Genomic DNA, 10,983 nt, shown 5'->3' on the forward strand with positions numbered 1-10,983 from the left:
GGCCGGCAGCCATCCACCGGCACCACCCTGGAACCACCCCGTCAGCACCGCCCTTGAAGGGAGCAGATCATGTTCGACCTCAACCCGATGTTCGACACCGTTGCCCACCAGCAGATCCGCGAGCGCGTCGCGACCGGAGCGCGGCAGCAGCCGCCCACCCGGCACCGCCCCCGCGGCCGCCACGGCTGGGCGAACCGGCTGCACGCGCTCGCCGACCGACTCGACTCCTGAGCCGCTCGCCAGCGGCCCGCGCGACCGCACCCCGGCCCTGGGCCCGTTGCCGCACCACCACCGGCAACGGGCCCTTCCGCGTCCTCGAGGGCGGCCCGGGAGAATGGCCCGCATGACCATCCACCGGTACGTCGCCCTGGGCGACTCGTTCACCGAGGGCGTCGGCGACCACGACCCGGACCGTCCCAACGGCGTACGGGGATGGGCCGACCGGGTCGCCGAGGTGCTCGCCTCGCAGAGCGACGACTTCGGCTATGCCAACCTCGCCATCCGCGGCCGCAAGCTCGACCAGATCGTCACGGAGCAGATCGAGCCGGCCGTCGCCCTGGAGCCGGACCTGGTGACGATCTACGCCGGCGCCAACGACATCCTGCGCCCCAAGGTCGACATCGACGGACTGGTCGAGCGGTACGCCGAGGCGATCGGCCGGCTCGCCTCGACCGGGGCGCGGCTGCTCGTCTTCACCGGTTTCGACCTCGGCTTCGCGCCGGTGTTCCGGCACCTGCGTGGCCGCGTCGCGACGTACAACGAGCTGGTCCGCGAGGCCGCCGACGAGCACGGGGCGACGATCGTGGACTACTGGCGGCGCCGGGAGTACCGGGACCCGCGGCTGTGGGACATCGACCGGATGCACATGTCCGCGGCCGGTCACGAGCGGATGGCGGCCATCGTCCTCGACGTGCTCGACGTCCCGCACGGCATCACCCCGCCGGAGCTCGACCCGCTCCCCGTGATGGACCGGCGCCAGCGCCGCGACGCCGACCTCGCCTGGGCCCGCGCCCACGCCGCGCCCTGGGTGCAGCGCCGCCTGCGCGGCACCTCCTCCGGCGACGGGCTCACGCCGCGCTACCCGAGGCTGGTGTCGCTGGGTGGGGCGGTGGCCAATTCACTGGGTCCCCAGTGAGCTTGCCGCTCCCCGTGGCGAACTCTCCCGGGTAAGGGGTCAATTACCACGGGACCGTGGTAATCCCCCGTTGACGCTGCGGCCCGTGCACCGGTCCCCCAGGCAATCTCCCGCTCCCCGTGGTGAACGCACCCCGGTAAGGGGCCAATTACCACGGGACCGTGGTAATCCGCCCCACCCCACGCGCCCCCCACGCGACGTCAGATCGACGTGCGGTGGAAGTTCTGGTGCGACCGCGACGGGGTCGGACCACGCTGGCCCTGGTAGCGGGAGCCGTACTTCGCCGAGCCGTAGGGGTTCTCCGAGGGCGACGACAGCCGGAAGAAGCACAGCTGGCCGATCTTCATGCCGGGCCACAGCTTGATCGGCAGCGTCGCCACGTTGGACAGCTCCAGCGTCACGTGTCCGGAGAAGCCGGGGTCGATGAAGCCGGCCGTCGAGTGCGTGAGCAGCCCGAGCCGGCCCAGCGACGACTTGCCCTCGAGCCGGGCCGCGACGTCGTCGGGCAGGCTGATCACTTCGTACGTCGACCCGAGCACGAACTCGCCCGGGTGCAGGATGAACGGCTCCTCACCGTCCGGCTCCACCTCGCGGGTCAGGTCGGGCTGGTCGGCCGCGGGGTCGATGTGCGGGTACCTGTGGTTCTCGAAGACACGGAAGAACCGGTCGAGGCGTACGTCGATGCTGGACGGCTGCACCATCGAGGGCTCGAACGGGTCGAGGGCGACCCTCTTGGCGTCGATCTCGGCCAGGATGTCGCGGTCGGAGAGAAGCACAGGGAGAACCTACAAGGTCCGGGTCGGCGGGTGTGCCGTCTCGGGTACTATCTGCGAGCGGCGGCCACGGCCGCCCTGCGGATGTAGCTCAGTTGGTAGAGCGCGACCTTCCCAAGGTCGATGTCGCGAGTTCGAGTCTCGTCATCCGCTCCAGGTACGACGGTCCCTCGTCGAGACGCCTCGGCTCCCCAGGGCAAGCCACCCGGACGGCCTCACCGACGGGTGGATACGGTCGGCCCCATGTCCTCGTTCACCGGCTTCCCGGTCGCCGCGCTCGACTTCTACGACGACCTCGAGATGGACAACACCAAGTCGTTCTGGTCGGCCCACAAGGACACCTACGACACCGCCGTGAAGGTGCCGATGGTCGCGCTGGTCGCGGCTCTCGAGGACGAGTTCGGCCCGGCCAAGGTGTTCCGGCCCTACCGCGACGTGCGGTTCGCGAAGGACAAGACGCCGTACAAGACCCACCAGGGTGCGTTCGTGGCCAGCGGCCCCGCGACCGGGTGGTACGTCGAGGTGGCGGCACCGGGCGTCCGCGTCGGCGCGGGGTTCTACGCGGCCGAGGCCCCCCAGCTGGCGGCCATCCGGGCCGGTATCGCCGACGACAGGGAAGGTGCCGAGCTGGAGCGGATCCTCGCCGCGCTGACCGGCGCCGGGTGGGAGGTCGGTGGCGAGACGCTGAAGACCAGCCCGCGCGGGTACGACGCAGACCACCCGCGGATCGGGCTGCTGCGGCACAAGTCCTTGACCCTGGGGAAGAAGTACGGCTTCGCGCCGGTCATCCACTCCCCCGAGCTCGTCGACATGGTGCGCGAGGACTGGCGGGCGGCCCGGCCGTTCCTCGACTGGGTCGCCGCCCACCCGGCCTGAACAACGATTCGTCTGCGATCCGCCCGGGCAAATCACCCCATAGATCGCAGACGAATCGTTGTCAGTAGTTGGTGAACCAGCGCGCGAGCACGTCCTCGGCCGGGGTCCCGGGGCAGAGCAGGTTGTAGTCGCGGTCGTCGTCCCACCACTGCCCGATCACGGCGGGACCGCCCTGGAACCGGCCAGACGTGCACATCGCGAGCGCCCGCTTGCGGTTCGTCGGCCCCGCGCTGCGCCACTCGGGGATGCCGTACCTCACCGTTCCCATGATCTGGCGCCACAGTGTCCCCACCGAGTAGAACCCGACGTCGAGGCCGTCCTCCCGATAGGCCCGCAGCACGCCGTCGACCACGGCCTTGTTCTCCCGTGGCCGGCTCGACCACGGCGCCGGCGGGCTCACCGGCTCGACGTCGACCCAGACCGCCGGGGAGTCCAGCCCGGCCTCCCGCATCCAGTCCACGTTCAGCTTCGCCTGCGCGTACCCGGTGTTGAACAGCCGACCCCGTCGCTTCGACGGGTCCGCGGGCCCGTCGTTGCCGAGGCCCCGGAGCTGGCTCCTGGTCGGGTACGTCGCGACGGCGTACGCCGAGGCCCACATCTTCCTGTCCTGCGCGTAGGCCACCTGCGCGTCGAGGCACGGGTTGGGGTGGAAGGCCGGTCCGTTGGTCAGGCCGATGACGACGAAGCGCGCGGTACGACGAGGCAGCGGCTTGCCCAGCGTGGGGCGCGACCTGATCCCCATGCCGCGCGGGCAGTTGGGCCAGCTGATGTCGGCGCCGACGACCGGACCGGGGCCCGGCGATGCGGCCTCGGGACGCGCGACCGGAGCCTCGGCCGTCGCGACCACGGCGGACATGATCAGGGCGAGCACCGCCCGGAACACCTCGCCCACCATGAAGAGAGCCTAGGTGGCGCCCGGTGACCGCGAGACCGAACGGTCAGTGCGGCAGCCAGGCGTCCTCGGACTGGGTCCGCGACGTGACCGCCCGCGGCAGCTTGTGGTCGGCCAGCGCACGGATCGAGACGTGTTCGAAGACGTCACGCAGGCTGCTGCGCGCGGCGATCCAGACGTGCTGGAGGACATCGGCGGACTCGTTGTACGAGACCGCCTCCGGGCGCAGGCCGTAGACGCTGACCAGCGGACCGTCGACCGCGCGGATCACGTCGGCCACGCTGACCGTGGCCGGGTCGCGGGCCATCCGCCAGCCACCGGACTGTCCGCGCTGGCTCATCACCACGCCGGCACGGCGCAGGTCGGCGAGGATCGCCTGCAGGAAGCCGTGCGGGATGTCCTGGAGACGCCCCAGCTCCTCGGCACTGACCGGGGCACCCTCGTCGCGCCCGGCCAGCTCGATGAGCGCTCGAAGGGCGTAGTCGGACTTGGCGGAGACGCGCATGGGCAAAGTTTGTCAGACAAGTACACAAAATGCCCCACGGCCGTGCCGCGCTCGTGCGTGCGCTCGGCCCCGGGGCGCCCCCGCTGCGTGAGAGCGGGCGTCCCGGGGCCGAACGTGTGCACCTCTTGGTAGGTACGGGGTCCGGTGGCGGGTGCGCACCACCGAACCCCGCGCTCAGGGCCTCAGACCGGCACGGCCTCCTGCTCCGGCTGGCTGCGGGCGATGCGCTCCTGCTTGACCGCCCACACGATGAGGACGATCCAGGCGACGAAGAGCGCGGCCGCGGTGACCGCCACCATGGAGCCGGTGGCGCCGAGGGACTCGAGGATCGTCTTGCTGTTGGTGAGGATGATCAGGCCACCGGCGGCGACGCCGAGGACCCGGGCGGCCAGGTGCCTGACCAGCCAGGCGGCGACCGGAGCGGCGATCACGCCACCGATGAGCAGGGCCGCGGCGACGTCCCACGGGATGCCCTGGCTGCCGAGCGCCAGGATGAAGCCGAGCGAGCCGCCGATCGCGACCACGAACTCGGAGGTGTCGATCGAGCCGATCACCTTGCGCGGCTCCATGCGGCCCGAGGCCAGCAGGGTCGGCGTGCCCACGGGGCCCCAGCCACCGCCGCCGATCGCGTCCATGAGGCCGGCCACGGCGCCGAGCGGCACCAGGAACGGGGCGGGCACCCGGCCGCGGAACTGGATGCGCCGGCCGCCGAGGCGAAGGAAGCGGTAGAGCACGTAGACACCCAGGGCGAGCAGCAGCCCGGCAACCCAGGGCTTGGCGGTGTCTCCGTCGATGTTGGACAGGAACGTCGCACCGGCGAACGCGCCGATGCCGCCGGGGACGGCGATGATCGAGACGGTGCGCCAGTCGACGTTGCCGAGACGGTGGTGGGCGATGCCGGACACCAACGTGGTGCCGATCTCGGAGAAGTGGACGGCCGCCGACGCTGCCGCCGGAGCGACACCGGTGGCCAGCAGCAGTGTGGACGAGGTCACGCCGTAGGCCATGCCGAGCGATCCGTCGACGAGCTGGGCCATGAAGCCCACCAAGCCGAGCACGAGGAGACTACGCATGAAGGTTGCACCCTTTCGAACGCGGAACGGACAGTGTTCCGCTTTTGTCTACTGACTTTGTTTCTTGAGTAGTTCACTACGCTAAACGGCCAAGTCCGCCTAAGTCAACTAAGTCGGTGGTCTTGCGTGTCCCCCGTGTCGCCCCGGCAAGGAAGGCGCCTTCTATCCTCGGCGCATGAGCAGCGAGCCGGGGGCACGCGTCTTCCTGCACGTCGGCGTCCCCAAGAGCGGTACGTCGTTCCTGCAGGCGACGCTTCGCGCCAACGCCGACCGGCTCGCCGAGCGGGGCGTCTGGTACCCCACCCAGCAGCATCGTGGCCTCTTCCACGCCGCCCTGGAGCTGACCGGCAACCACCCCGGGTGGGGCGTGCCCCAGCAGCGCGTGCGGGGCAGCTGGCGCGGCCTCTGCGAGCAGGCTCGTCGGCGCGGCGGCACCTCGGTGTTCAGCAACGAGCTGTTCAGCAACGTGAAGGCCGCCGACGTGCCCGCGGCACTCGCGCATCTCGACGGGCTCGAGGTGCACGTCATCGTGACCGCGCGGGACCTCGCCCGCCAGCTGCCCGCGGAGTGGCAGGAGGGCGTGAAGCACGGCCGCGGGCTGCGCTTCGACGAGTTCCTCTCCCGCGTGCTCGACGCCGACCGGTCGCACACCCACGCCACCAAGTTCTGGCGGCACCAGGACCTCGCGGACATCCTCGACCGCTGGGGTCGGCACCTCTCACCCGAGCGGGTGCACCTGGTCACCTGCCCTCCGCCCGGAGCGCCGAGGGACCTGCTCTGGCAGCGGTTCTGCTCCGTCGTCGGGGTCGACCCGTCGTCAGCGACCATCCCCGAGGTGGGCGCCAACACCTCGCTCGGCGTCACCGCCGTCGACGTCCTGGCCCGGGTGAACCGGAGGCTCCGCAAGGGCGACGCCCCGCCCCACCTGCGTCGTACCGTCAAGCAGGTCCTGGTCAACGAGGCGCTGCGCTCCGACGGGTCCGAGCGGGTGAGCACGCCGGAGTCGCTCGTGCCACGGCTGGAGGAGATCACCGCGGAGTGGGTACGCCGGATCGAGGCGGCCGGCTACGATGTGGCCGGCGACCTCGCCGACCTGAGACCGCACCTCGTGTCCGGTGGTGCGGCCGCCGACCACCGGGTCACACCACGGGCCTCCCGCGACCTCGCGATCGACGCGGTCGCCGTGCTCACCAAGGAGGTTGCCGCGCTGCGCGCCGAGGTTCGCGAGCTTCAGGCTCGCAGCACCGGACGGACCCGGTCCCGAGCCCGGGCACTGGCCCGACGCGTGGCGGAGCGCTTCCGGAGACCCTGAGGGTTCAGCGGGCCAGGCCCTCCACCGGCCACACGCGTCCGGGATAGGTCTTCACGTGCCGCAACCCACGGTCGGCGAGCACCTCGAGCATCGCCGCCGGTGGATGCACGAAGGCGCGGTACTCCTTGCCGATCAGCGCGAACGCGGCGTTCTGCGTCCCGAGCAGGCTCCGGCTGACCAGGTTGCGGGGTGGTCGACTGAACGCGAGCCGGCCGCGGCAGTGGTCGGCGGCGGCGGCAAGCAGGCGCCGGTAGTCGGGGTAGCAGCACACGACGCGGTGCATCATCACGATGTCGGCCGCCTCCACCTCGTCGGGCGTGGCCGCGATGTCCACGATCCGCCGACGGGCCCGGTCGGCGACACCGGCCTCGCGGGCGAGCCGGTCGGCCTCGTCGTCGTACGCCGGCGACAGCTCGAGCGTGGTGGCGGTGGCGGCACCCCGGCGAAGCAGCTCGAGGCCCAGCTCACCGACCCCGCCACCGATCTCGAGCACCGACGCGCCCGCGAGCCCGTCACCGGCCACGAAGTCGACGATGTGCTCAGCCGCCCGGTCGAGTCCGCGCCGGCGGTACCGCTTGGCCGTGCGGCGCGCGAACCCCGTACCGAACATCTCGTCGCATCCACGAGGGTCGCAGCAGCCGGCCATGGCCCCGAGTATCCCCTGGGGTCAACGGCGACGTGGGCGGCGCGGCGGCCGGCCGCCCTTGCCCCTGGGTCCTTTGCCCTTCTTCCCCTTCGGACCCTTGCCCTTCGGACCCTTGCCCTTCGGACCCTTGCCCTTCTTGCCGGGCTTCTTCTTGGGCTTCTTGTTCCGGCGCTTCTTCGGCCGCTCGTCGTCATTAGAGCTCCCGGAACCGCCCGATCCGCCGGAGCCCGGGCCCGAGCTGCCGGAGCCAGGTCCGGAGTTGCCCGGGCTCGGACGCCGTGGCACCCCCGGCGGCCACGGGTCGGGCGACCGGCCGCGGTCGTCGTCGTCGTCCCGGCTGGCCGGGTCTGCGCCGATCGGGTCGTGCGGGTCCACCGCGTCGGCGGCGAGGCCGACGCTGAACTGGACCATCATGTCGTGGTCCTCGTGCGGCAGGTTGTGGCAGTGGATCATGTAGCGGCCGCGATGCGGGCCGAAGCGCATGATGATGTCGACGGTCTCGTTCTCGCCCACGTAGATGGTGTCCTTGGGCCCGGCCTCGTAGTCGAACGGCGGGTTCCCGTTGCGGGACAGGATCTTCTGGTCGACCAGGTGCATGTGCACCGGGTGGAACCAGCCGCCGCTGCCGTTCTCGTAGGTCCAGACCTCGACGTCGCCCAGGCCCGGGTTGCCCACCACCTCACGGAAGCCGCTGTCGATGACGTCGTCCCAGGTCCGCCCGTTGATGGTCCACTCGCCGCCTTCCCGCTCGAACGCCAGGAGGCGATGCCTGACCGCCATGTCCGGCGTGAGGTCCATGACGTCGGAGCGGAACAGCGTGTCCGGGATGACGTTCCAGGTGGGGTCGGAGGTGTCCACCGGCTGGTCGGTGACGTCGAACGCCAGGATCTTGTCGGTGTGGTCGAAGTCGCGGTTGTTCTCGTTGCTCAGGTTCCGCAGCTCGACCCGGGTGCCTGCCGGGTACTGGGAGAAGTCGATCAGGAACTCGTAGCGCTCCGCCGATCCGTGTCTCCAGGAGGTCACCGCCTGCGAGCGCGGCATCAGGCCGCCGTCGGTGGCGACCATGTGCACGATGCCGGCCGGGAACAGTGTCGGCCGGTAGGAGCGGGAGAGCGACGCGTCGAGCATCCGGAACCGGTAGACCCGCCGTCGCACCGGCATCACCGGCCACGGCACGCCGTTCACCAGGATGACGTCCCCCCACAGACCCGAGTCGTCACGGGTGTCGAAGCCGAGGCTGCCGTCCCCCGCGAACATCACGTCGGAGACGATGAGCGGTACGTCGTAGGGCGACTGCGTCGGCAACAGGGCGCGTTCGACCGGCGAGTGCACGTGGAACTGTCCCGCCAGCCCGGAGTAGACGTTCTCGGCCGTGCGGTGGACCGCGTGGTCGTGGTACCAGAGCGTCCGGGCGCCGGTCTGCTCGGTCGGCCACTGGTAGACCTTGCTGCTGCCGGGGCCCGTCAGGTCGCTGGCGTAGCCGTCGTACTCGGGGAGCGACGGGTTCCCGTGCAGATGGGTCGAGGTGTCGAAGCGGTGCCCGAACTGCGGGTGCACCAGCGGCAGGCGGTTGCGCAGCTTGGCGACGACGCGGGTGCCCCGTTCGACGTGGATGGTGGGTCCGGGGATCGTGCCGTCGTAGCCGAAGCCCCGCAGCAGCTGGCCGGACGGCAGCACCTGCGCCGTCGCCGCCTGCTCGTTGATGACGAAGGTCGCGTACCTGCCGAACTCGTCCTGGCCCGTCTCTCGGGGCAGCAGGACCGGTGGGACGGCGAAGGGACGCTGGTACGGCGTCGGGAGCAGGTTCTGGTCCAGCTCGCTGGCCGACTCGGAGAGCACGGCGCCGCTCCAGGGCACCGACAGTCCACCTACCGCGAGCACCCCGAGGCCCCCGAGCTGGATCGCACCTCGCCGTGACACCTGCATGGTCGGACCTACCCCCCGCGATCAAAGGCTTCCACGCGGGCGTCAGGACAGCGTAAAGACCGTGCTCAGGCGGGTGCCGCCCCTTGCGACACGTGAGGTGTCGGCGGACTCTGAGGTCATGTTCCATCACCACAGTCGCGCCCTGCAGGACCTGTTCGACACCCGGCGCATCGCCGACCGGATCGACGACGTGCTGGTGACCGACTTCGTCGGCCCCGACGCCGCCTCCTTCATCGAGGCTCGGGACATGTTCTTCCTCGCCACTGCCGACGAGGACGGGAGGCCGACCTGCTCGTACAAGGGTGGCGACCCGGGATTCGTCACGGTGGTGGACGAACGGACGCTGGCGTTCCCCAACTACGACGGGAACGGCATGTACCTCTCGATGGGCAACATCGCCGCCAACCCCGAGGTCGGGCTGCTGTTCATCGACTTCGTCAAGGGCAACCGGCTGCGCGTGCAGGGGCGGGCCGTCGTGCACCTGGACGATCCCCTGCTCTCCGACTACGAGGGCGCCCAGTTCGTGGTCCGCGTGCACGTCACCCAGGTGTTCCCGAACTGTCCGCGGTACATCCACCGGTACCAGCTGGTCCGCCGCTCGAAGTTCGTGCCCCGACCGGGCCGCGCGACCCCGGTCCCGGACTGGAAGCGGGCGGACTGGGCGTGCGACTACCTGCCCGAGGACGATCCCGCCCGCTCCTGACAACACAGCCCCCGCGCCGGCGCACCGGCGCGGGGCCTGCCGCCTGCCTGGCGGCCTACTTCAGCAGCTTGAAGTTGGCGCGGTGGTAGGTGCCGTCATCGAGCTGGACGACGAGTTGCCGGCAGGTGCCGGCCCATACCTTGTCGGTCTTCCACACGTAGTTGTACTGGCCGGTCGCCGGGTCGTAGGAGAGGCTGCTCGAGCCGGCGGTGACGGTCTGCTCGACGGCGTCGGTGTCCGCGGTGGAGTCGCAGCTGATGACCGTGGACCTGGGGTAGCCGGTCGCCATCACGTCGAGACCCTGGTCGCCGCCGAGGCTGAACTTCACCGGGACGGCGGAGCCGGCCTTGACCGAGTTCAGCACGGGCAGGTTGTCGATCGGCTTGAAGAACCCGGACCAGTCGTAGACGACGCGGTAGGAGCAGGTCGCCTGGGTGGACCGGCCGGCGTTGTCGTGCCCGGTCACGGTGGCGTTGTGCGTGCCGACCGAGCTGGTGTCGGCATCGGCGGTCACCGTCGCCGCGGCCGGTCCGGACGTGTCGTCAGTGACCGTGGCGGAGACCTGCTGCCCGGTGGAGCCGAGGACGAACGTCGGCGCGGCCGCACAGTTGACGCCGGGGTCGGTCAGGTCGACCTGCACCGGGGCGCTGTCGACACTGGTGCCGAGGTTGCCGGCGACGTCGGCGACCGTGCCGGAGGCGACCGTGACCGCGTTCCCTTCACCACTGGTGGTGGCGGTGAACGTGTGCGGGTCGGGCTTGCCGGTGAACCCGGACAGCCCGTCGGCCGCCCGGAACGTCACGACGACGTCGCTGGTGTACCAGCCGTTCGTCCCGGCTTCGCCGCTCGGCGGGTTCGCCACCGAGTCGTCGGTGATCACCGGGACGGTCTTGTCGAGCCTCACAACTGCGGTGTTGACCGGCGCCTCGACGTTGCCGGCGTTGTCGACCGCGACGTACCGCACGGTGGTCGTGCCCTCGGTGGAGATCACCGGCCGGTCGGCCGGGTCGTAGACCTGGCCGTGGCCGGCGGTCGGGGTCGACCCGTCGGTGGTGTACCGGATCTCCTTCAGCCCGGAGCCGCCGTTCTCGTCCTGCCCGGTCAGCGTGAGGGTGACGTCGGAGCTGGCCCAGTCGCCGAAC

At 70.8% G+C, this 10,983-nt stretch carries 12 protein-coding genes and 1 tRNA gene; 6 read left to right on the forward strand and 7 right to left on the reverse strand.

Annotated elements, in window-relative coordinates:
- Positions 1-69 precede the first annotated feature (69 nt).
- The gene (locus tag VFH10_RS16245; RefSeq protein WP_325130400.1) at positions 70-231 is read left to right on the forward strand and encodes a hypothetical protein; all 162 of its coding nucleotides are present in this window, start codon (positions 70-72) and stop codon (positions 229-231) included.
- 112 nt (positions 232-343) lie between these two features.
- Positions 344-1,135: an SGNH/GDSL hydrolase family protein gene (locus VFH10_RS16250; protein WP_325130402.1), complete on the forward strand. Its 792-nt coding sequence runs from the start codon at positions 344-346 to the stop codon at positions 1,133-1,135.
- 200 nt (positions 1,136-1,335) lie between these two features.
- Here the strand turns inward: VFH10_RS16250 and dcd are convergent, their stop codons facing one another.
- A complete protein-coding gene (gene dcd / locus VFH10_RS16255; RefSeq protein ID WP_325130405.1) occupies positions 1,336-1,911 on the reverse strand; it encodes a dCTP deaminase in 576 nt (191 codons plus the stop codon).
- 77 nt (positions 1,912-1,988) lie between these two features.
- Here dcd and VFH10_RS16260 point away from each other — a divergent pair.
- Positions 1,989-2,064 (forward strand) — tRNA-Gly (locus VFH10_RS16260).
- Between the two features lie 87 nt (positions 2,065-2,151).
- Positions 2,152-2,784, forward strand: coding sequence for a DUF2461 domain-containing protein (locus VFH10_RS16265; RefSeq protein ID WP_325130407.1), 633 nt, complete (start codon positions 2,152-2,154; stop codon positions 2,782-2,784).
- Positions 2,785-2,845: 61 nt separating this feature from the next.
- On the opposite strand, the gene VFH10_RS16270 is transcribed toward VFH10_RS16265, so the two are convergent.
- From VFH10_RS16270 to VFH10_RS16280, 3 genes are all read right to left on the reverse strand, one after another.
- Positions 2,846-3,679 (reverse strand): hypothetical protein, encoded by an 834-nt coding sequence (locus VFH10_RS16270; RefSeq protein ID WP_325130409.1) that lies wholly within the window; start codon positions 3,677-3,679, stop codon positions 2,846-2,848.
- A 43-nt stretch (positions 3,680-3,722) separates the two neighbouring features.
- Positions 3,723-4,181 carry an Rrf2 family transcriptional regulator gene (locus tag VFH10_RS16275; RefSeq protein ID WP_325130410.1) on the reverse strand — a complete coding sequence of 153 codons (459 nt, stop codon included), beginning with the start codon at positions 4,179-4,181 and terminating at the stop codon, positions 3,723-3,725.
- A 182-nt stretch (positions 4,182-4,363) separates the two neighbouring features.
- Positions 4,364-5,254 (reverse strand): sulfite exporter TauE/SafE family protein, encoded by an 891-nt coding sequence (locus tag VFH10_RS16280; protein ID WP_325130412.1) that lies wholly within the window; start codon positions 5,252-5,254, stop codon positions 4,364-4,366.
- A gap of 175 nt (positions 5,255-5,429) precedes the next feature.
- On the opposite strand from VFH10_RS16280, the gene VFH10_RS16285 reads away from it, so the two are divergent.
- Positions 5,430-6,566 (forward strand): hypothetical protein, encoded by a 1,137-nt coding sequence (locus VFH10_RS16285; protein ID WP_325130414.1) that lies wholly within the window; start codon positions 5,430-5,432, stop codon positions 6,564-6,566.
- 4 nt (positions 6,567-6,570) lie between these two features.
- On the opposite strand, the gene VFH10_RS16290 is transcribed toward VFH10_RS16285, so the two are convergent.
- Both VFH10_RS16290 and VFH10_RS16295 read right to left on the reverse strand, forming a co-directional pair.
- Positions 6,571-7,176, reverse strand: coding sequence for a methyltransferase domain-containing protein (locus VFH10_RS16290; RefSeq protein ID WP_325130416.1), 606 nt, complete (start codon positions 7,174-7,176; stop codon positions 6,571-6,573).
- Between the two features lie 57 nt (positions 7,177-7,233).
- Positions 7,234-9,138 carry a multicopper oxidase family protein gene (locus tag VFH10_RS16295; protein ID WP_325130418.1) on the reverse strand — a complete coding sequence of 635 codons (1,905 nt, stop codon included), beginning with the start codon at positions 9,136-9,138 and terminating at the stop codon, positions 7,234-7,236.
- A 118-nt stretch (positions 9,139-9,256) separates the two neighbouring features.
- Between VFH10_RS16295 and VFH10_RS16300 the strand changes: the two genes are divergently transcribed.
- Positions 9,257-9,841: a pyridoxamine 5'-phosphate oxidase family protein gene (locus VFH10_RS16300; RefSeq protein ID WP_325130420.1), complete on the forward strand. Its 585-nt coding sequence runs from the start codon at positions 9,257-9,259 to the stop codon at positions 9,839-9,841.
- A 55-nt stretch (positions 9,842-9,896) separates the two neighbouring features.
- On the opposite strand, the gene VFH10_RS16305 is transcribed toward VFH10_RS16300, so the two are convergent.
- Positions 9,897-10,983 (reverse strand): PxKF domain-containing protein (locus VFH10_RS16305; RefSeq protein ID WP_325130421.1); only part of this gene is annotated, 1,087 nt, incomplete at its 5' end.

The organism is Nocardioides sp. (assembly GCF_035697785.1).
Taxonomy (GTDB): domain Bacteria; phylum Actinomycetota; class Actinomycetes; order Propionibacteriales; family Nocardioidaceae; genus Nocardioides_B.

What these genes read in the sequence shown, in the direction of transcription:
- VFH10_RS16245 (WP_325130400.1), top strand. Translation starts at nt 70, where the DNA reads ATGTTCGACCTCAACCCGATGTTCGACACCGTTGCCCACCAGCAGATC.
- VFH10_RS16250 (WP_325130402.1), top strand. Translation starts at nt 344, where the DNA reads ATGACCATCCACCGGTACGTCGCCCTGGGCGACTCGTTCACCGAGGGC.
- VFH10_RS16265 (WP_325130407.1), top strand. Translation starts at nt 2,152, where the DNA reads ATGTCCTCGTTCACCGGCTTCCCGGTCGCCGCGCTCGACTTCTACGAC.
- VFH10_RS16270 (WP_325130409.1), bottom strand. Translation starts at nt 3,679, where the DNA reads ATGGTGGGCGAGGTGTTCCGGGCGGTGCTCGCCCTGATCATGTCCGCC.
- VFH10_RS16275 (WP_325130410.1), bottom strand. Translation starts at nt 4,181, where the DNA reads ATGCGCGTCTCCGCCAAGTCCGACTACGCCCTTCGAGCGCTCATCGAG.
- VFH10_RS16280 (WP_325130412.1), bottom strand. Translation starts at nt 5,254, where the DNA reads ATGCGTAGTCTCCTCGTGCTCGGCTTGGTGGGCTTCATGGCCCAGCTC.
- VFH10_RS16285 (WP_325130414.1), top strand. Translation starts at nt 5,430, where the DNA reads ATGAGCAGCGAGCCGGGGGCACGCGTCTTCCTGCACGTCGGCGTCCCC.
- VFH10_RS16290 (WP_325130416.1), bottom strand. Translation starts at nt 7,176, where the DNA reads ATGTTCGGTACGGGGTTCGCGCGCCGCACGGCCAAGCGGTACCGCCGG.
- VFH10_RS16295 (WP_325130418.1), bottom strand. Translation starts at nt 9,138, where the DNA reads ATGCAGGTGTCACGGCGAGGTGCGATCCAGCTCGGGGGCCTCGGGGTG.
- VFH10_RS16300 (WP_325130420.1), top strand. Translation starts at nt 9,257, where the DNA reads ATGTTCCATCACCACAGTCGCGCCCTGCAGGACCTGTTCGACACCCGG.